The 20,146-nt window shown below is 34.7% G+C and carries 17 protein-coding genes and 1 pseudogene; 3 read left to right on the forward strand and 15 right to left on the reverse strand.

Annotated features, from left to right (window positions below):
* Nucleotides 1-17: 17 nt before the first annotated feature.
* Nucleotides 18-743 (forward strand): 16S rRNA pseudouridine(516) synthase, encoded by a 726-nt coding sequence (locus tag SK578_RS02635; RefSeq protein WP_042750342.1) that lies wholly within the window; start codon nt 18-20, stop codon nt 741-743.
* 61 nt (nt 744-804) lie between these two features.
* Here the strand turns inward: SK578_RS02635 and SK578_RS11005 are convergent.
* The 4 genes and pseudogenes from SK578_RS11005 to SK578_RS02655 all read right to left on the reverse strand — a co-directional run.
* Nucleotides 805-1,011: pseudogene (locus SK578_RS11005) on the reverse strand (IS3 family transposase); the annotation flags it as partial.
* Nucleotides 1,012-1,082: 71 nt separating this feature from the next.
* Entirely contained in the window at nt 1,083-1,319 is a 237-nt protein-coding gene (locus SK578_RS02645; RefSeq protein WP_004261680.1) for a hypothetical protein, read from the reverse strand.
* Between the two features lie 163 nt (nt 1,320-1,482).
* Nucleotides 1,483-1,863: a rhodanese-like domain-containing protein gene (locus SK578_RS02650; protein ID WP_004261682.1), complete on the reverse strand. Its 381-nt coding sequence runs from the start codon at nt 1,861-1,863 to the stop codon at nt 1,483-1,485.
* A complete protein-coding gene (locus tag SK578_RS02655) occupies nt 1,863-2,132 on the reverse strand; it encodes a YqgQ family protein (protein ID WP_004261684.1) in 270 nt (89 codons plus the stop codon). Before SK578_RS02655 ends, SK578_RS02650 begins: the two co-directional genes overlap by 1 nt.
* 63 nt (nt 2,133-2,195) lie before the next feature.
* On the opposite strand from SK578_RS02655, the gene SK578_RS02660 reads away from it, so the two are divergent.
* Nucleotides 2,196-3,104 carry a LysR family transcriptional regulator gene (locus SK578_RS02660; protein ID WP_042750500.1) on the forward strand — a complete coding sequence of 303 codons (909 nt, stop codon included), beginning with the start codon at nt 2,196-2,198 and terminating at the stop codon, nt 3,102-3,104.
* 51 nt (nt 3,105-3,155) lie between these two features.
* Nucleotides 3,156-5,033 carry an N-acetylmuramoyl-L-alanine amidase gene (locus SK578_RS02665; protein ID WP_042750345.1) on the forward strand — a complete coding sequence of 626 codons (1,878 nt, stop codon included), beginning with the start codon at nt 3,156-3,158 and terminating at the stop codon, nt 5,031-5,033.
* A 31-nt stretch (nt 5,034-5,064) separates the two neighbouring features.
* Here the strand turns inward: SK578_RS02665 and SK578_RS02670 are convergent, their stop codons facing one another.
* The 11 genes from SK578_RS02670 to SK578_RS02720 all read right to left on the reverse strand — a co-directional run bounded on the left by SK578_RS02670 (nt 5,065) and on the right by SK578_RS02720 (nt 20,145).
* Nucleotides 5,065-5,382: a hypothetical protein gene (locus tag SK578_RS02670; RefSeq protein WP_042750347.1), complete on the reverse strand. Its 318-nt coding sequence runs from the start codon at nt 5,380-5,382 to the stop codon at nt 5,065-5,067.
* A gap of 252 nt (nt 5,383-5,634) precedes the next feature.
* Nucleotides 5,635-6,546, reverse strand: a complete 912-nt coding sequence (locus tag SK578_RS02675) for a DUF6287 domain-containing protein (RefSeq protein ID WP_042750349.1) — start codon at nt 6,544-6,546, stop codon at nt 5,635-5,637.
* A gap of 596 nt (nt 6,547-7,142) precedes the next feature.
* Nucleotides 7,143-13,619 carry a S8 family serine peptidase gene (locus SK578_RS02680; RefSeq protein WP_042750351.1) on the reverse strand — a complete coding sequence of 2,159 codons (6,477 nt, stop codon included), beginning with the start codon at nt 13,617-13,619 and terminating at the stop codon, nt 7,143-7,145.
* Between the two features lie 578 nt (nt 13,620-14,197).
* Nucleotides 14,198-14,920: a hypothetical protein gene (locus SK578_RS02685; RefSeq protein ID WP_042750352.1), complete on the reverse strand. Its 723-nt coding sequence runs from the start codon at nt 14,918-14,920 to the stop codon at nt 14,198-14,200.
* 243 nt (nt 14,921-15,163) lie between these two features.
* A complete protein-coding gene (locus SK578_RS02690) occupies nt 15,164-15,670 on the reverse strand; it encodes a DUF5085 family protein (protein ID WP_042750354.1) in 507 nt (168 codons plus the stop codon).
* The gene (locus SK578_RS02695; protein ID WP_042750356.1) at nt 15,660-16,109 is read right to left on the reverse strand and encodes a hypothetical protein; all 450 of its coding nucleotides are present in this window, start codon (nt 16,107-16,109) and stop codon (nt 15,660-15,662) included. The genes SK578_RS02690 and SK578_RS02695 overlap by 11 nt, the downstream gene beginning before the upstream one ends.
* Nucleotides 16,106-16,771: a hypothetical protein gene (locus SK578_RS02700; protein ID WP_042750358.1), complete on the reverse strand. Its 666-nt coding sequence runs from the start codon at nt 16,769-16,771 to the stop codon at nt 16,106-16,108. Before SK578_RS02700 ends, SK578_RS02695 begins: the two co-directional genes overlap by 4 nt.
* A gap of 65 nt (nt 16,772-16,836) precedes the next feature.
* Nucleotides 16,837-17,502: a hypothetical protein gene (locus SK578_RS02705; RefSeq protein WP_042750360.1), complete on the reverse strand. Its 666-nt coding sequence runs from the start codon at nt 17,500-17,502 to the stop codon at nt 16,837-16,839.
* A 49-nt stretch (nt 17,503-17,551) separates the two neighbouring features.
* Nucleotides 17,552-18,217, reverse strand: a complete 666-nt coding sequence (locus SK578_RS02710; RefSeq protein ID WP_042750361.1) for a hypothetical protein — start codon at nt 18,215-18,217, stop codon at nt 17,552-17,554.
* Between the two features lies 1 nt (nt 18,218).
* A complete protein-coding gene (locus SK578_RS02715; protein ID WP_042750363.1) occupies nt 18,219-19,781 on the reverse strand; it encodes a T7SS effector LXG polymorphic toxin in 1,563 nt (520 codons plus the stop codon).
* Nucleotides 19,771-20,145: a hypothetical protein gene (locus SK578_RS02720; protein ID WP_042750365.1), complete on the reverse strand. Its 375-nt coding sequence runs from the start codon at nt 20,143-20,145 to the stop codon at nt 19,771-19,773. Before SK578_RS02720 ends, SK578_RS02715 begins: the two co-directional genes overlap by 11 nt.
* Between the last annotated feature and the right edge of the window lies 1 nt (nt 20,146).

A 20,146-nucleotide genomic window follows, 5' to 3' on the forward strand; every position in this document is an offset into this window, starting at 1 on the left:
GATAAGATAGGCACAGTATGCGTTTAGATAATTTATTAGCCCAAGAAAAAGTTAGCCGAAAGGCCATGAAACAAGCCTTACTCAGAGGAGAAATTCTAGTCGATGGTTGCCCAGCCCGCTCCCTAGCTCAAAATATCGATACAGGACTACAAGAACTCCTTTTTCAGGACCGTATCATTCAAGGCTATGAGCACACCTATCTTATGCTTCATAAACCTGCTGGTGTCGTTACAGCCAATAAAGACAGGGAACTTCCAACTGTCATGGACCTGCTGTCACCTGACATCCAGTCTGACAAGCTCTATGCCGTCGGCCGACTGGATCGAGATACGACAGGACTCCTCCTCTTGACCGATAACGGTCCCTTGGGCTTCCAGCTCCTCCATCCCCAATATCATGTCGATAAAACTTATCGAGTTGAGGTCAATGGACTTCTAACACCTGACCATATCCAAGCCTTTCAAAAGGGAATTGTCTTTTTAGATGGTACTGTCTGTAAAGCTGCAAGACTAGAAATTCTATCTGCAAGTTCTTCCCTCAGTCGAGCCTCCATCACCATTTCAGAAGGAAAATTTCATCAGGTTAAAAAAATGTTCCTCTCAGTTGGTGTCAAGGTGACCTCCCTCAAACGTACCTGTTTTGGACCTTGGAGCTTAGATCAGAATCTTCAAGAAGGAGACTACCGTCCCCTAAACTCACAAGAGTTGACAAGCATTCGTGACTTACTCAGAAAAAGTGGTTAAAAAATGAGCTCGGAAACATCCAAGCTCGTTTTCTTATTTGTAATCAACCTACAAGGAAAAATTTATCAATCATTTCTTGTTTTGGTTCTGGAGAATAGTGATAATTTTTAACTTTTTTGATACTTTCTATTCCGAAATGTTCAATCAATCTCATCATGTATCTTAGCCCAGAAACATCCACACTAAATCTTTTTGAAAGTTGCTTTAAGCTTTGACCTTGCTTTTTATGTTCATAGCTCTGAACTTTATCCTCATAAGTTATTTTCATAATAAAACACCCCAAAAGCTAGATTTTTCTGCTAACTTTCGGGGTGAGTTTAACAATAAAATGTTTTATTGTTAAGCTGATATATTCATAAGAACTATAAATCCTAAAATCCACATAATTACAGAAATTACAATACCTACGATACCAAGTATTTTTTCTGTTTTATAGTCCAGCTCAGACTCTTTTTGATGTGAATTAGCTAACACTAATCCAATAATTCCCAAAACAAGCCCTACCACTGGTAGTAGGAAACCAAGAACGATAGATAGGATACCTAAAACAAGGGAAGATTTCTTCTTTTCTTTCATATTATAAAACTCCTAAAATTATTACTACTAAATTATATCAAAAGAAATAGGTTTTGTCTATATAATACTATAAGTTTTTTCATAATATTAATTATAGCAATCTCTCAAACTAAGTTCCACTTGTCTACCCAAAGCGAAACTTAGTTTGAGAATTTAGCTTATGTTAATTAGTCTTCACTTTTCCTTTCCAAGAATCCAAGCCATAAGAAAGGATATAAATCTCAGAGAAACCTTGCTTTTTCAGATAGAGTGCTGCATTTGTGACACGTTGCGCACGTTGATTTTCGTAAAGAAGGACAGGTTTCTCCTTACGAAGGGCTGCAAGACTAGTCTTCAAATGACTTGAAGGAATATTGCGTGCACCAAGGATATGTTTTCTGTGGAATTCAGCTGGCTCACGCAAATCAATCAATTGACCCGTACGAATCAAGGCTTCAAACTCCTCATTGTCTACGATTTTAGCCGCACGACGAATACGGAGATAGTTAAAGCCCATCCACGCCAACATTGCTAGTATAAGTGCCAACAAAATCCAAGTAACCATTAGTTCATTTCTCCATTTTTCTCAATATAATCCAATTCTACCTTGTGCTCTCTGCGAAGAACTGCTTCTGCCTCTAAATAGTCTAATTTGTCCATCAACCCTGCATCGTAAATTCGAGAGAGCTCCAACTTCATCAGTTCAATATCATATAAGCGTTTTCCCATGTAAACAATAATACCAAATCGTTTGAGGAATTGCTGCACATCATAGAATGTTTTCATAAGACTCATTCTAGCAAAATTTTGTGTTTTTTTCAAGAAGAGACTCACACAATGCCCCTTATTTTCCTATCATCTTTGGCGATTCTGACGCAAGTGTGGTACAATAAAAACATGAGAATTCAACAATTACACTATATTATCAAAATCGTCGAAACTGGCTCTATGAATGAGGCAGCTAAGCAGCTCTTTATCACCCAGCCGAGTCTTTCCAATGCTGTGAGAGATTTGGAAAATGAAATGGGGATTGAGATCTTTATCCGCAATCCCAAGGGTATCACCTTGACCCGTGATGGGATGGAGTTTCTCTCCTATGCCCGTCAGGTTGTCGAGCAAACTCAACTTCTGGAGGAACGTTATAAAAATCCTGTCGCCCACCGCGAACTCTTTAGCGTTTCGTCTCAACACTATGCCTTTGTGGTCAATGCCTTTGTCTCTCTACTCAAGAAAAGTGATATGGAAAAATACGAGCTCTTCCTTCGTGAAACTCGTACTTGGGAGATTATCGACGACGTCAAGAACTTCCGTAGTGAGGTCGGTGTCTTATTTTTTAACAGCTACAACCGTGATGTTTTAACCAAAATGCTGGATGACAACCACCTGCTGGCTCACCATCTTTTTACCGCCCAGCCTCATATCTTTGTCAGCAAGACCAATCCTCTGGCAAAGAAAGATAAGGTCAAACTAGAAGACTTGGAGAACTTCCCTTACCTCAGCTATGACCAAGGGACGCACAACTCCTTCTACTTTTCAGAAGAGATTCTCTCGCAGGAATACCACAAAAAATCTATCGTAGTCAGCGACCGTGCTACCCTCTTTAATCTCTTGATTGGTTTGGATGGTTATACCATTGCGACAGGGATTTTGAACAGCAACCTCAACGGAGACAATATCGTTTCTATCCCACTGGATATTGATGACCCAATTGAGCTGGTCTATATCCAGCATGAAAAAACCAGCCTATCTAAGATGGGCGAACGCTTTATTGACTATCTACTAGAAGAAGTTCAGTTTGATAGTTGAGAAATCAGCAAGATTTTATTATAATAAGCAAAAAAACAAAAGGAGTTTAATATGAAAAAGGTTTTACTTGCTAGTGCAGTTGCCTTATCTATTTTAGGATACACTCAAACAACTGCCCAAGCTCAAGAAAATAAAGCAGAGTCAGTACGCGAAAATGTAACAATTCCTCATTCAAGTACTTCAAAAATCGAAAACCAAGAAAAATCGAAAGAGAAGGTCGAAAAAACAGACAATTCTTCTAAAATTGATGATAAAGAAGAAAAAACAGAGAAAAAAACTCCCGCCACAGAAGAGAAGAAGTCTGAAGTAAAAAAAGAAGAAAAAGTTGAAAAAGTCAAAGAAGGTTGGCAGGAAGAAAATAATAACTGGCGCTTTTACGAACACAACAAACCTGTTACCAACTGGAAAAAAATCCAAGGAAAGTGGTACTACTTCAATAAAGATGGCCATCGACTAAGCAATACAACCTTTGATGGTTATGTTTTCAATAAAGATGGAGTGATGGCTGAAAACGGTTGGAACTTTATCAATGGAAAATGGTACTTCGCTAATTCTTCTGGAAAAATTTCTCAGAATAAATGGGAGAAAATTGGTGGTGCTTGGTATTACTTTGACAAAGATGGAATCATGCTTAGTAATACAACTTTTGATAACTATTTACTGACCAAAAGTGGAGCTATGGCCACAAACGGCTGGGCAAAAATCGACCAAAATTGGTATTATGCCACATCCTCTGGAAAAATCTCTCAGGAAAAGTGGGAGAAAGTCAATGGTTCTTGGTACTACTTTGATAAAAAGGGAATCATGTTGAGCTCAACTACATTTAAGGGCTACCTATTTAATAACAGTGGTGCTATGGCTGAAAATAGCTGGGTAAAAATTAAAGATACCTGGTTCTATGCGAACGCATCTGGAAAATTTGTCCAAAACAAATGGGAAAAAATCAGCGGTTCTTGGTATTCTTTTGCTCAAGATGGAGCTATGTTAGCCGATAAATGGTCGGGAAGCTATTATCTAAAAACCAATGGAGCCATGGCTGATAATGAATGGATATTTGATAAAAACTATAACAGCTGGTTCTTTTTGAAGCGTGGTGGAATGTATGCATCAAAAGAATGGATTGGAGCTTACTATCTCAAAGCTGGTGGTTATATGGCTAAAAAAGAGTGGATTTACGACGACACTTATAAGGCTCGCTACTACTTAGATGATAACGGACATTATGTTTCCGGAACTTACAAAATTGACGGTAGAGACCATCTATTCCACAAAAATGGTCAATGGATTTCTGAGGTCTCAAAAGAAGTTGGGTTTGTAAAAGGCCAATACAGTAGAACCATCTTTTTAGATCCTGGACATGGTGGAAGAGACTCAGGTGCATACTATTACAATGTCGCTGAAAAAGACCTCAACATGCAGGTGTATCGTAAATTACGCAAAAAGTTAGAAGAACTTGGCTACAAAGTTCTCACTTCACGTGATAGTGATATTGATGTAGATTTTGTTACAGAACGTTCTCGTATGGTTAACAAGACTAACTCTGACATCTTTATCAGTATTCACTTCAATGCGACTGGTAATGCATACTCAAAATCTAGTGGAATTCAAACCTATTCCTATAGTGATGATCCTGATTATCCAAGTAAAATCAACCCATACTGGCATAACCATCCTGACCGTATGAGTGAGAGCAAGCGCCTCGCAGCAGCTATCCACTCTTCATTGTTAGCTGAGACGGGTGCTAAAGATGCTGGTTTATTGGAAAGAAGCTTTGCCGTTCTTCGAGAAACTGCTAAACCAGCCGTCCTCCTAGAGCTTGGTTATATAGATAATTTCGCTGAAAATCAACAGATTCGAGATAGCCACTATCAAGATAAGCTTGTAGCAGGTATCGTGAAAGGAATTCAAAAATATTACGCTGGTAAGTAAAAAAGGGTCTCGAGAAACCTCGAGGCCTTTTCTATTTGTCTTCTTTTGTATCTTTATCAGGAAAGAGGTATCCAATACCAATGCAAGCTAGTACGCCCGCTCCAATTACCAAGCCACTTGAAATTGGCAAAAGGTCTAAAATTGCATTTGCAATGATAAAAGCAATAATTAAACACATCAGACTAGCCTTGTAGTCTTTTTTCAAAAAATTCTCTAGAGTGAAAAAGAGGAACAAACCTACCGGAATGAGTGACCATGGGTTGACATCCAAACTTGGCCACCCAACAGAACCAAAATACAAAATCAAAGCTGAAACTAGCAAGAATCCAATACCTAATAATTTTTTCATTTTTATCTCCAATTTCTTTTTTAGGAACTTGAGTTATCTGATAGTGACGCCTCCCGTCCCTTATAAAAATCATTATAGCAGAGGTCAGTTTCAAGAACAAGTTCTTTTGCCCATCTGGTCTCTATCTCGGTCTAAGTGGTTCAATAATTAAAATGAAAGAAAAAGAAGCCCTAATGAGCTTCTTCATTCTAGCGATTGCAACAGTATTTCTAAACTAAAACAATCGAAAGTTAGATTCTAAACTAGTTTTTTCTAGTTCGTATTTTTCTTTTCCTTAGATTCTAGAGAAGTTTTGATGGCTTCTCGTTCAGCCTGTAGTTGAGCTAAATTCTTCTCCTCTTCCTCAAGTTTACTAGTATCTGGTTTTACACGATAATAAACATCTTCTGGTCTCGACAACATCGCTTCATACTGCTGTCCTGCAAACAGTCTCTCCTCGTCATGATTGCTTTTATCTGTCAGTTTTCCATCATCACCAGGTTGCATGACAACTCCACTTGGTACGGCAACTACCACAAATCCTCCTGCGACAGAACCTTTAGTGTGTGCACTTAGACTTTCAACTTCTTTAAAGTTGGAATCTGAACTTCGATTTTTCAGATGAGAGTAACTATTGTCCAATTCAACAGTATATTCAAATTTTTGACCATCTCTAAAGCTAGTTATATAAATTTCACCAGACTCATTAATGACATATTCATTGCCCGACGGTGTACGCCATGTGCCTTTCAAACTAGATAAATCATTATTTCTTAATGCTTCAATATCCAGTTTCGGAACTGCAGTTTCTTCTTTTAGCTTGCTAACTACCTTCTCTGACTCAGAGATCTTGCTATCTAAACTGGTTAGCTGTTCCTTGAGTTTTTGAATCTCCTCTTCTTTCTTCTTCTCATTCTCAGACGCTTTCGAAGTATCTATCGCTTCTTTACTTGTGTTCTCTTTTTTAGCAACTGAAGAAATGGCTTCATTTGACTCTTTCTTTGCGTTAGGTGAGAATAAGAAGAGGCTTGCTAGGATTGCAACGACCAAGAGACTAATGGCAATGCCAATATAGACTTTTATTTTAAAAAACTTGCCCCTAATCTTAGATGGAGAAGATCCTTTCACTACCTTCGATACAGTTGATTTCGGACCATTTTTCTCTTCAAAATGTTTCTTATTCATAGTATTCCTCCTATTTTTAACTATATTTCATCTATATCTTAGACAAATTCGCAAGGTTTGTCAGTATCCATGAATGGATGGGTTTTCAAAAGAAAACCAATCAACTAAACCTTAAATATTGGCATCAATAGAATCATACATTAAATTCTATATCGAGTTTATTAACATAAATTATACCATAATTCTTAAGAATTTTATATATTTTTATAGTCTAACTATGATAATTAAAGGGAGCTATTCTTTCATATTATTCACTTATATTTATAAAAACTCTGATAGGTGTAGTTTCTTATCATATTTCATATAGACTGTACTTCATCAAATAAATCTTGAGTTTTTAATATAATTGTAAAAGCACAATTTTAAATATATAGTTCGATACTGTATTTTATGAAATTGGTAAAATCCAAAAAATCTTCCTATTTTTAATAAGAAGATTTTTTGTTATCTAAATGAAGGCCATTAATACATTCTAAGAGTTTATAATTGTCAATGTAAACTTAAGAATTAAGTATTAAATAGTAATTGTCAACAAACTGTTTAACCATCACAGTATCTAATCTCAACACATAAACATTTTTTCTATAGATTTTGTCTTAATCTTGATCTTTTTTCTTCAATCCAAGAAGTGCTCCTACTATAAACAATATTCCAGCAATAAATGGTGTAAGAACTGCTCTAACTGTTCCGGTTTTTGGCAACCTGTCAGAATGGTTAGTATCCGACTTACTATCAATGTTAGTATGTTTATTAGCTATGTTCGCTTGTTTATTAAGATAGACTTCCTTCTTATTTTCAAAGTTTTTATCAAGAACTGTAATTATAACATCCTTAGTTGAATCAGATTTTTGTGAATGATTTGCTCTTTGTAAGTCCTCTTTTCTATTACTTTGATTTACTTGCGCCTTATCTTTCTTTTTAGATACATCAAAAGTAGGTTTATTTTCCTCTTCCTTTTTCTCCTCTATTTTCTTGAATACAGGTTTTATAAGGGTATCTTTTGATAGATTGATAACATAGCCAGCATCTTTTTTCCCTTCGAAACCAGAAATTTCCCAGCCATCAAATTGATATCCTTTTTCTAATTCACCCTTATAGACAGGTAAAATGAAATCTTCTTCCGACACTATCGTTGAACTCATTTCTTTTCCATTTTGAATGGTCACAGTTACCATCTGAGGTTTTAATTCACTTACCTCTCCCGTATCTTTGTTTAAAATGAATTCTTTTACGGTCGTATTTCTTGCAAAATCTTTTACAACTATCTTAATGTTTAGTGTCTTATCTGCTATTTGTTTAATATCAGCAAATGATTTATATTCTTTTCCATTTACATAAATATGTTGTTCTTGAATCTCACCATCGAATCCATTATTTCTTTTATCATTGATATTAAAGACTACAGATTTTCCCTTAGCATATTCGATACTAGTATTTCCTTTTGGATCAATGTTTACTTCTGGTTTAACATTATCATATAAAAATTGATAGTGTACTCCAACCGCTTTCGCATTCAAATCACTATAGCCAGTTTGAAGATAAACGTTTCCATCCATATCAGTTACCTTATCTGGGAATCCGTTTGCTTTATAGTCTTTCATCCCCCAGTCCATGATGTCACCATCTTTAACATTAAGCTTAATGTTAAAATCTCTAGTGTTATCAATGTGTAAATCTCCATAGATTAAATAATTATCTACAACCGATTCATTAACTCTCAACTCCCAGTTAAAACCACCCTTATCAGAAATCTTACCTCTTAAATAGAATTCTGGATTTCGTACATAAATTTTATTAGATTTAGATGGATTAAAGTAGTTCTTGTCCATTGAAAGATTTACTGGTTTTGCATCAATAAATAATGTAGAGCCATCTTCTTTTATAGCTTCTACATTGGACTTATCCTCTCCTGTGTACTCTTTACCATCCTTACCAAATAATACCAGTTTAGAAGAATCTGTAACAAGATTTCCATCTTTATCGATTGCTTCCCCTTTATCATTCATTTTAAAGGTAAACACTTGATACCTTACAATGTTAAAGCCGTCCAAAGCCGACATTAATACTGATTGAGTACTTCTTCCATCTTCAACATTTCTACTATCAGCATAAATTATTTTTTCTGATAAGACTCTTAGATTAGGATTGGCCTTTTGGATTTTTGCTATATCTTCCTGGCTATAAACTCCATTTCCTTCTAACATATCCGTTTTTCCAGGATTATAGGTAGTCACTTTTAGTGCATAGCCTTTTCTTAGAATGATGTTATCCTTTAATAGATATTGTTGTTTTTCTGAATCAGAATAGATCTTCCCTGTTTCCATTTCCGTTAAATTGGTTGGTTTATTTTTTGAAAGATCTCCTTCTCCTAATTCTATTACATTCCCATAACTTGATGCATAGGGATATTCCGTTTTAGTTTCCTTATTTTTTTCAGGCATTCTAATTTTAGTCTCAGCTTTTATCTGATCATCATCTTTAACAAAGAATCTCATATCTCCTGCAAAAGCTAAACCATCCACAATATCATTAACATTAGCGTATAAATCAAATGTCATCGTTTTTGAATGCGAATCATACTTGGTCGTTTTGATTTCTATCGATTTATAGTTATTTCCATAATATACCTTGGCATTTTTAGAAACATTACTTATCTTTCCAAGAATTTCAAAGTGTCCATCTTTAGATGGGCTTAGAACACCATAAATTTTTGATTTGATTTCGTCAAGTTTTTCAGTTTCATATTCTAAGGCACTACCATCGTCATAAGCAATGATATTTCCCTTATCATCGTATTTATAATCGTATTCCTCTATTCTCTTACCAGTTTCACTTGTAAAGTCATCAACTTCTCTAAATTTCTTTTTAATGAGTTTTTTTAAGTCTTTGCTTTCAAAATCTCTAATTGTTGAAATGGCTTTATTGATAGTAAAGCTAGATTTTTCTTCGATAGACTCTTCATTTCCTTGATGATGTTCTACCTCAGTTGTATCTTTTTTAAGACTATCCTCTTTTCTATTTTCTAAATTTTTAAATTTAGATTCAGAAATCTCCCCAAGTTTTTGGTATTTAGATGAATCTTGATCAGGATCTACTAGATAATAAGAAATCATCCCCTTTTCATCAGCATGATCAGCAAATTTAATTCTATGAATCTTTGTGAAATTGCTAGAGCCATCTAATGCAATGACTTCAATGATTTTTCCTCTTAAATCTCCTGCACCTTTAATTTCATAAATGGTATTTCCGTCTTTGTCAAGTTTCCTATTTCTTCCTTGACCCTCACCTGCATAAGTTACTTCAAGATTTTTCTCAACCTCTCCATCTTCATTAACCAGAGCAGCTCCTGCATACCAAACTTCGTTGGCAATCTCGTCAAATTTTTCAGGATGTTCTTTCTGATCTCTCGCAAATAGCGTTTCATTCTTGTATTGCTCTTTTACCTTGTGATAAGTATCCTTTGTAATCAGCTTAATTTTTTCAGGATTTGAAAAATCAACAGAAACAATCTTAGGGGCTGTGTTATCAATTTTTACAGGAATATAGGAAACCTGCCATGGGTAATCCTTCGTTAATCTATATTTAAATTTATAGAAATATTGACCTTCTGCAATTGGTTCAAATTGACCTCTTATCTTAGTAGCAGGATCTTTGGTATCCTTGCTTTCTGGTGCATTTTCTTCTTTCCCTCTAGGGTTATAGATGAGTCCATCCCATTTCAAGTCACCCCAAACTTTTAGTTTAGAAGATTTGATTCCCTTTGCATCATTTCTTTTAGAGTTTAAAATTCCTTTAATAAAGTGTTCTCTCGAAATGACTTTTAAGTCGATTTGATTTTCTCCCTCTTTATTTGTATTTACTATTGAAATCAATCCTTCTTCTGCACTTCTTAATACAAGTGGAGAAGGCGTTAATCCTCTCTCAAGTTGAGCATCTTGAGGATTTCCATTTGAATCTAAAGGATAAATTTTAGCGATCTTAGAACCACTTGATGATGGTGCGTTGATCCCTTCGTTATTGAAAGCAAATAATTCTGGATTTTGGTCTAGAGATGTTGTATTTTTATCTTTTCTATTTTGTATAACTCCTGCTGGATTAAATTTATCTATACCATGTTCTCCACCAATCCCCTTATTTAAGGTTCCTGGAATTTTCGGTTTACCATCATCATCATAACCTTCCATTGTTTTTGATTTTGAACCTTCTTCCCAGGCCCATTTATCAAGGATTGGTTCGTGGTTCCAATTTCCAGCAAATCCCATTAGAGGCATCGACAAAGAAGGTTGGAAATTTGTTTTCTTCCCATTGGAGTTTAGAGCTTCCATTTCTTCCACTGACTCAAAATGAATAAATGATTCTACAAATTTATTTTTATTTTTAGCCTCTCCAACATTTATAACTGCATTTAAATCAAAGCTAGAATTTGGGCCTATAGTGAAAGCATCATGCTCAAATGTGATATTTGCTCCTTTGACTTTTTCTGGGTGAATTTCTGGAACAATTTGCTTCCCATCTGGAGATTTTTCATCTTTATATGTTTCATCCAGTTTGAGTCTGTCAGTTAGAGCATCTGTAGTTACGGTTGATGCTGAAACTTTAAAGGTCAAAGGTCTGTTTGATGTATTGTGAAGCTTAATTGTAAAATATTTTTTATCTCCTTTTATTTCTTTAAGAGAAATAGAACCATAAGAGTTTACCAAGCCTTTAGAATCCGTGTTTTTAAAAGTCGCTACGACTTCATTTCTCAAAGCATTGGCCACATTAATTAGCCCTGCCCCCTGTTGTCTAGGTGATGCAAAGTATTGACTTTTTTCTTTCCAAGACGTTGCATCCATCATAGGACGTGCAGTATTTTGTAGGGCTATTTTTGTAAGACTTGTAAGATCTATTTTGTCATCTCCCTTAAGATTTTTCAATACAGGTCTTTCAAGCATTTCCTTTAACTTTGGTCTAATCAAAACAGTAGAAGCTGCCACGATTGGAGTTGCCATACTAGTCCCTGACATATAACCATAAGTTGATTTACCATTAATGACATTGAGAGTGGATTTAATATTTTTACCAGGTGCTGAAACATCCGGTTTTAAAAGTAAATCTGTTCTTGGCCCCCAAGATGTAGACCCTGCTGGGACTATAATATCTTCTTTATACAGTTCTTTGTCGGTGTCAGGTGCAAACTTAAAGTCAATTTCTTTTTCATCACCTACATTCGGTTTATTAGAATTATAGCTTGCCATATCAATTGGATAGTATTGCTCCAATTTATCTTTAAAATCTTCTTTATTATTTCTTTTGACTTTAGTTTTTTTATCAGGGTTAATCATATTCCATAGCTTTACACCATCATCTCCTGAAATTGAGAAAACTTGACTAGTAGTTCCTTCATCCTCCTCATATCCCATAGCTGGGAGCTCTGTCCAATTATCTCTATTGTAGTAATTTACAGTATTTACAACCATAATGGCACGTGCGCCCTTATCCGTTGCTCGTTTAAAAGCATTTTTTAAATCCTTTGTATAAATTCTATCCATTACTGCAATTTTGCCCTTAAGATCCAAACCTATCAAATCTTGGTCTTGACCTTTGCCTATATATACAAATTTCAATTTACTAGGAGCTTTTGAACCATCTTCGTTTGTTATGATTTTATTCTTATCGAAAAAGGCCCCTATATTTCTGTATTTAAAACTTTCTCCTCCAATCTTAACTTTATCAAACTCAACTGTTTGATTTTTAGCAGAAGCAACTGCTATCGCATCTTCATGTGCTGCAGTTCGTGTTACATTTCCAGTGTCGGTCATTTTCAGATTATTATTTGCCACTAAATCCCATGAAGAACTTGAAGCAGAAGTTGCATAGTTACCTGTAGCTACGACCATTGGAATGCCTGCTTTTCTTAACGCTCTAATAGCTTGCCAATATTTCTCACCTACAAGGCCCGTTCCTGTAAAGCCAGATGATACCGAAACAACATCAACATTGTGTTTGATTGAATCTTCAATAGCATGAAACATTGTTTCATCCCCTGCGAAGCCAGATCCTGCGTCAGAGTACATTTTATAAGAGAAAATTTGTGCATTAGGCGCAATTCCATCTATTCCGTTAAAGTTTTTGATATCTTTTTCAGTATCATTTCCCGCAAGAATCCCAGCAATATGCATCCCATGTGGATCAAAATAATCACTTCCATCATCAGCTTTTTCTACAGTAATTTTACCACCATTATAATAATTGAAAGCATGAGGAATTTTATCACTCAACCAGAAATTTTTATCAGTACCTTTTAAGTCTTCTTTTTTAAATCTCATTGAGCCTTTGGCATCATCATCTATTCTCATAGCTTTATGTCTATAATCAGTCCCAGTATCGATGTTTGAAATGACCATACCTCTACCATCAAAGTTTTTCCCAAATGGTGCATTGATAGATTTTAGGTAATCGATTGCCTCTTCAACTCCAATTTCTTTTCTAGCATGATTCATCATAGGTTGGACTTTTTGTGACCTTTCAACCGATGAAATACCTTCTATTAGTTTAATTTTGTCCAGAGTATCTTTGGTTGTTTCAATAGCGCTACCGTTAAAAATCCTATCATAAGTATATAAAACTTTTGTATTCTTAAGATTTGATAATTCCTTGATTGCTTTTTCTCCAGATTCTTTATCTTTAAATTCAGCAATATAGACAACTCTATCTTCTTTTTTGGGATTTTCCGTGTCTTTACTTGCAGACGAGTTTGCATTATCTCCTTTGTATTGATTGGAATCTTCTTTTTTGATTGTTGCTTTTTCATTGTTAGTTTTATTGTCTATCACAGATTCTTTACTAACAACTTCTTTTTCCTCAATAACTGTTGTTTTCTTCTCTTCAGTATCCTTTGAAGTTTCTATAGCATTATGAATATCTTCATGTTTTTCTTTGTTTTCTTTTTGTTTATCTACTACTTTTTCTTTATCAGAGATACTTAAAGCATCTTCAGAACTAGATGTATCTGCTAAGACTACCTCATTAGGGACATATGCTGCTAAAATAACTGCAGCTGTGGTTAATGACAATACTGTACTTTTTTTCATTTTAATTCCTTACATATTTATTTAACTTCCAATAGATAGAAAACTTTAACTTTGCTAGCCTTTGTTATAAAAAGTTTTACTAAGTATTATCTAGGAAATAGAGTAGTACATTTATATATAATTGTTAGCTCTCTGAAAAATAGTATATCAATTAAAAAAATTTAAGTCAAGAAAAATTAAGGGATATTAATTTTACTTTTAATATGTGTTAAAAAAGATATAAAAATTTCGTACTTAACTGAGATACATTATAAGCACATTCACACCATCAAAAATAGTAGCAATCAAGTTGAAGCACTAGCAACATCACAAAAATAGACATAATTGATACAATAACAATGTTGTGTAAGAACATAAATAACCGATAAGAACTAGTCTTAACGGTTATTTCCTACATATCTAATTTTGCAAATCTTCAGTCATATGTTCACCTGTAACCTAGACTTTACGATTCTCTTGCTCTAGCAACTGAGCTAAATCGGCGATTACAATTATAGTATAGAAGTCAAGAAATTTTCATCTCCCTTGAATGGCAAATTAAGTGCACCTTTCTTAGATATTTACAAACGGTTTCATTTCTAAACTAATCCATCGCTATTAGGGTGCTTTTTTACATAAATAGCTGCATAAACTGCATCTACCATGACAGCCGGCAAAGTCAAGGTCAACAAAATTCCCAATAAAATACCAAAGGCATTCTGAATATAACCCGTTAGGAGGGCGGGAATGATTGTTGCCCCAGCAAAAGCTATAGCAACATTATTCCACCATGTTTTCTTTCTATCTTCCTCTTTTACTTGATTAAAAGCCCAGACTTTCCCCTGATTCTTTGGGATATAGTACCAAGCATAGAGGCCACAAGCAAAGATAAAAAGGAACATCATCAATATTACATAAAATGGAGTGAGAGGGGATTGATATATCTCCCTAGCTCCTATAGAACTACCGTCTGAAATAACTATTAGTAAACAAATAAAATTTGTAACTATCACTAAGCTTAACACTGTAAGGGCTATCAAATAATATGTTAAAGTCTTCCATGCGTTTACCAAATAGGGAATAAAGGAAATGATAATACCTAATATATTCACAACACCGCAAAACAAAGAAAGTCCTTTAAAGATGCCTAGATTGTCTTCATAAGTTCCACCCACATACAGAAAACCAGTTAATGCTAAAGCAATCCATGGATATAATTTAATATAACCTAAACTGACACCCTGTGTAATCAAAGGCCCGTGGTATCTTTCTCTTTCTATATCAGTAATCTTTGCTTTATTTTTTCTATTTTTCTTTACCATCAACTCCACTCCTGTCGTTTGCAAGCCTTGACCAATTTCATATATATTTTATGAAGACATCCTTAGCTGCATCCGTTACAGAGAAAGGATAATTCTTAAAATAAACTGGGATATCTATAAAACATTTCCAGCATATCCTCTATAAGCTCCTAACATGAACGATATACTTTTTGACAAATCTGTTCATCTGATACATTTCCCAACCCACTCAATACATGCAGTGACTAAATTTTAATTCCACATTTACCATCCAAATATTTCTTCAATAGACTGAATACCTGAAAAAGTCTCTTTTAACACACCTACTTTTATATCTGTATAGACTTTCCCATCAGAGATTGTGGTGAAAAAGAAGGGAGGGGTCAACTCACAATGTCCCTGATAATAGATATAACCCGCTAAGAAGCTTATCCCCTCTTTCACTGACTCATCATCTGGTTCTAAAATTCTAGTTGAAACAGTATTTAAAACTTGAAACAGACTGTGATACAAAAAGTCTTCTGGCAAAGCATCTTCAATATACTCTTCTTCTACTGGGATAAACAGTTCCATCAACACATCTTGATTTTCTTCTAACTTGGAATTAATCGTATAAAAGAAAGGTCCTCGAAGCGTATATCCTGCTTCTCTTACTTCTTCTAAAAAAGAGTTATAAGTGTCCGGCATCTCTTCTTGCGATACTGTATAATACCTTGAGATAACATTTCTATATTGTATATCTTGGTATTCTCCCACGTTTTTAAATAGCATCTGAGATCTCCTTAATTGGGATATTCATTTCAACAAAGTGCTGTCCAAATATTGGGAAAATAGACAGAAAAACTGTATCTCCCAGCATTTCTAATCCCTCATCATGAATATACTGCTTCATTTCTTCAATTTTTGGAAGGAAATGTTCATCAAATGGAGTTACATCAGAGACACACTGCTTAATTGTAAAATGTTCTAGATATTGAAATTCATCATTTCCTTCAATTGGAATGTTTGTCGGAATATAGACCTTAAACGAGGCTTCTCCTGGCTTTCCAAAAGTGCTCAAACATGTTTCAATCGTTGTCGGACCATTTTTATAGACCCCTGTTTCAAATAATAATTTTTCACAACTTTCAATCAAATCTAGAAAAGATTCCATAGGAACTTTTTTCTCTGTATAAGCAATATTGCTGATATCTATTCTAATTAATTTCATTTTATTTCTCCTCTATAAATAAAGTTTTTAGTGCTTTTCTTTTTCCAACCGGTGAATACTCGTGCATACTCAAGCCAATAGAAGGGGAGGCAGGCAATGCTTAATCCTACAACACAAGGAATAGCATATATCACTGGTAACATAAATAAACGTCCTATAATCGCTAAAATTGCTGCTAATGAAGCAACAATAAGTGGAGGAATGTGTAAGATTGTCTTCCTGAATTCTCCAGATGGTAAGGTCTTAGCCTTAGGAACAATTAACAACTGGTAAACAAGGGTTAGTATCTGAAAAATAAAGCTCAAACCCATTAGCATAATAAAGATAGACCAGTAGTTCTTCCCTAAAAATAAAGAACTCCCAAAAAGTAATTCAACATGAGAAATGAGCACGGAACTAGCTGGAATCAATTGCAATAATTTTGATTTGGAAAATTTTTGGAATATCAAAAACATGACCAACAAAACCAATATATGATAAATAGTAATGTGAAAAATAATGATACTCATATCATGCGACTCCTCTTTGATAAAAAAAGAACCTATAAATATCAGTAAAGAAAATATTACTTCAATTGCAACAGAGCGTAGAAAGTCAGAGTTTTTTATAGATCTAGTATCCACAACTGCCATATTTAAAAATTCATAGTACTTTTCTCTCATCCTTTCATCCTATCCTCCTATCCTCCTATCATGAGCTGTGCTATTACTAGCCATTCTAATTAATTTTATTTTATTTCTCCTCTAAAAATAATGTTATTCGTGCTTTTCTTTTCCCAACCGGTGAATACTTGAGTATAGCCGAGAATAAAGAACGAGTTCAATGAAATACTCATTCCTACTAATCCGATGATAACATAGATTCCAGATAACATAAACAATCGTGTTATGACTACAATTGCTGCTGACGTTAATATTACAATAAGGGCTGGTAAGTGTAACAAATTCTTCTTATGCTCAGTATCTGGCATTTGTTTTACTTTTGGAACAATTGATATTTGATAAAAAAAGTTTATCACTTGAAAAGCAAAGCTCAATCCAATGCAAAGAAAGAATATCGATAAATACTGTTCCCCAAAGAATATAGAGCTCAAAAAAAGAAACTCGAAATGAAGAAAAAGAAACGAAGTCGTCGGAACTGATTGTAATAATTTTGAAGCGGAAAATTTTTGAAACAATAAAAATGCAAGCAGTACTATTACCATATGGACAATAGTAACATGAATCAAAAATATACTAAGATTATGCATTTGATTCTTAGTAAATATAGAAACAATCAGTACTACTGAAGTAAATAGAATTTCGAATAAAAATGCAAGATAGAAATTTAAATTTCTCACTGGTTTATGACCTGTCATCAGTATATTCAAAAATTCATAATATCTTTCTTTCATCTTATCCTCCTAGCATGATCTATGCTATTACTAGCCATTCTCATTAATTTTATTTTATTTCTCCTCTATAAATAAAGTTTTTAGTGCTTTTCTTTTTCCAGCCAGTAAATACTCGTGCGTACTCAAGCCAATAGAAGGGGAGGCATGCTATACTCCCTGCGACGAGGGAAGTAATTATATATATTCCTGGCAACGTAATTAAATGTGCTATAACTACTACAATCGCTGAAATAAATATGCAAACAACAGAAGGAAGAAATAAAAGATTCTTCCTATACTCACCATGTGGTAATTTCTTAGCTTTAGGGACAATTAACAACTGGTAAACAAAGGTTAGTAACTGAAAAATAAGGCTTAGGCTAATTAAAATCGTGAATACAGACCAGTAGTTCTTACCCCAAAATAGAGAACCCCAGAAGAGAAACTCAACATGAGAAATTAGAATAGAACTAACTGGAATCAATTGCAATAATTTTGATTTGGAAAATTTTTGGAATACCAAAAACATGAACAACGAAACCAATATATGATAGAAAGTGATGTAAAGGATAATCATACTCACATCATGCATCTCACCTTCTCTAAAAATAGACACTATAAATATCAGTAAGGCAAAAATTACCTCCATCGCTACTGACTTTAAAAATTCAGAGTTCTTTATAGGACTAGAATCCACAACCGCTAAATTCAAAAATTCAACATACTTTTTTTTCATCTTATCCTCCTACAATTCCTGCCCACCATTTTTTCAACCCTTTTGAAAATCCAGTGTGTTTATCTAGCGCATTTAAGCCCAAACTAATACCTCCTCCTACTAGCATTGTTATACCACCTATCGCCATAACCGATGCCGTAACAGGAAGAAAAATTGTGGCTGCAGCAGCCCCACCAACAACAGCCAACGTCCCTATTCCCACATTCTTGAGAGTATCAATCGTAACACCTCCAAATTGAGTAGCTATATACTTTTCACTTCCAACTGTCATATTTTTGCTAACAGCAATATCATGTGTTTCTCCCATTCCGTCTACAATATCTACAGCAGAAAATACCACATTTGCAATCGCCATACCTTTACCCAATTTGCCCATATTCTTAAAGCTATCTGATATCTTAATCCCTTCAGTAGGATGTATTGAAAATATGTTTGACAAACCAGCTGTTGCTGAGGAAAGTGCACTATCTTTCCCAGCCTTAATGATATTAGGACGGAAAGGTTGCATCATATCCTCGTACTGACCTCGAATATTTGTTCCCTTATTTGTAGTAATCTTACTGTAATTGTGACGTCGGTTTATACTATTGCGACTGTAAAATTTATCATAGCCTAACAATTTATCTAGCTTTTGCCCAATAGGTGTTGTACCATGATGAAATATTAAATTTCCTTTATTGTCTTTTGTAATTCTAGAACCCAAATACAAAACATTAGCAGCATCTAAAACGGTTGTAGTTTTACTATATAAATCGCTAACTTTGCTATATGGAGAGTCGTTAATTAATCTTAATAGTTCTGGCTTTGCCAATTCTGTTGGATAACGTTTTCCATACTCTGCAATCGCTGCGATATCCTTCTCATCTAATTCGGTTTTGTTTTTAATTTTATCTAAAACATTTTGGTAATTTTGGATCACCTCAGAACGTTTCGTCCACTCACTATTAATATTACTAGCCCAAGGAGCTTGTCCCTCTACTTTAAATGTCCCCTCAAACTTTCCAAAGTCACCTGTGACTTGTTCGAAACCTTGAAAAACTAAGGTCTGTAAGCTTTCTGAATCCGAAAACTGACCACTAGTCGAGCTCGCAAACGACTGTAAGTTTTCTAATTTCCTTTGTAACTCATCTCGCTTACTCGTCGCATTTGAGATAACTCCTCGAACATTACTTATATATATAGGATTGACGTCCTTTAGATTATATAAACTATATAAAATAGATTCATAAGTCGAAATGGTTGTATTCTTCGCTTCAATTTGCTGTTGAAGTATCTCCTCATCTAGACTTTCTCCACCGACTTGTGAATAGTAAAGAGTCGGTAGTTCACCGGCTTTTCCTCCTAGACTCTCTGAAAAGAGGATAACTCCTCTAAGTAGGGGAACCATTATATTTTCCGCATAGGACTTAGCGCTATCATAGGCTGCCCCTTTCAACTCCTCCTCTGTAATCAAATTATTAAAAGCACTAATGACATCGTTATAATAATTCACACGGCTGCTTAATACACTATTTGCTGTACTGCCCTGCGAATCTGCTGAGCCTATATCTACTTTAATCCCCATTCTTCTCCTCCTTCTCCTCATTTTGTAATTCAAGACGGCGTTGTTGAAAAAGAAGTTCCTCTTTTTCGCCCTCTAGCTTGCTCATTGCTTTTTTTAATTCTTCTTTCCTCTCAGAGATAAAATCATCAAGTAGCTGTTCATTCCTTTTTAACATCTCTATATCTTCAAGACGATCCATCTCATCTTTAACGGATAACGGATAATAGCCTAATTCTCTATATGGAATGAAGTTCGTTTGACAAAGATCTAAGATCTCCGTCGCAACGGAAAGAAACTGATTTCTTTCTTCTTTTAGCTTTGATAATTTCGTTTGAATCTGTTGAACACCACATTGAATATCTTCTAATTTTCTAGTTTTTTCCATC

The sequence above is a fragment of the Streptococcus mitis genome (assembly GCF_000722755.1).
In the GTDB taxonomy this organism is placed as follows: Bacteria; Bacillota; Bacilli; order Lactobacillales; family Streptococcaceae; genus Streptococcus; species Streptococcus mitis_CM.

Coding starts and splice junctions, on each gene's coding strand:
- SK578_RS02635 (WP_042750342.1), top strand. CDS start 18: ATGCGTTTAGATAATTTATTAGCCCAAGAAAAAGTTAGCCGAAAGGCC.
- SK578_RS02645 (WP_004261680.1), bottom strand. CDS start 1,319: ATGAAAGAAAAGAAGAAATCTTCCCTTGTTTTAGGTATCCTATCTATC.
- SK578_RS02650 (WP_004261682.1), bottom strand. CDS start 1,863: ATGGTTACTTGGATTTTGTTGGCACTTATACTAGCAATGTTGGCGTGG.
- SK578_RS02660 (WP_042750500.1), top strand. CDS start 2,196: ATGAGAATTCAACAATTACACTATATTATCAAAATCGTCGAAACTGGC.
- SK578_RS02665 (WP_042750345.1), top strand. CDS start 3,156: ATGAAAAAGGTTTTACTTGCTAGTGCAGTTGCCTTATCTATTTTAGGA.
- SK578_RS02670 (WP_042750347.1), bottom strand. CDS start 5,382: ATGAAAAAATTATTAGGTATTGGATTCTTGCTAGTTTCAGCTTTGATT.
- SK578_RS02675 (WP_042750349.1), bottom strand. CDS start 6,546: ATGAATAAGAAACATTTTGAAGAGAAAAATGGTCCGAAATCAACTGTA.
- SK578_RS02680 (WP_042750351.1), bottom strand. CDS start 13,619: ATGAAAAAAAGTACAGTATTGTCATTAACCACAGCTGCAGTTATTTTA.
- SK578_RS02685 (WP_042750352.1), bottom strand. CDS start 14,920: ATGGTAAAGAAAAATAGAAAAAATAAAGCAAAGATTACTGATATAGAA.
- SK578_RS02690 (WP_042750354.1), bottom strand. CDS start 15,670: ATGCTATTTAAAAACGTGGGAGAATACCAAGATATACAATATAGAAAT.
- SK578_RS02695 (WP_042750356.1), bottom strand. CDS start 16,109: ATGAAATTAATTAGAATAGATATCAGCAATATTGCTTATACAGAGAAA.
- SK578_RS02700 (WP_042750358.1), bottom strand. CDS start 16,771: ATGAGAGAAAAGTACTATGAATTTTTAAATATGGCAGTTGTGGATACT.
- SK578_RS02705 (WP_042750360.1), bottom strand. CDS start 17,502: ATGAAAGAAAGATATTATGAATTTTTGAATATACTGATGACAGGTCAT.
- SK578_RS02710 (WP_042750361.1), bottom strand. CDS start 18,217: ATGAAAAAAAAGTATGTTGAATTTTTGAATTTAGCGGTTGTGGATTCT.
- SK578_RS02715 (WP_042750363.1), bottom strand. CDS start 19,781: ATGGGGATTAAAGTAGATATAGGCTCAGCAGATTCGCAGGGCAGTACA.
- SK578_RS02720 (WP_042750365.1), bottom strand. CDS start 20,145: ATGGAAAAAACTAGAAAATTAGAAGATATTCAATGTGGTGTTCAACAG.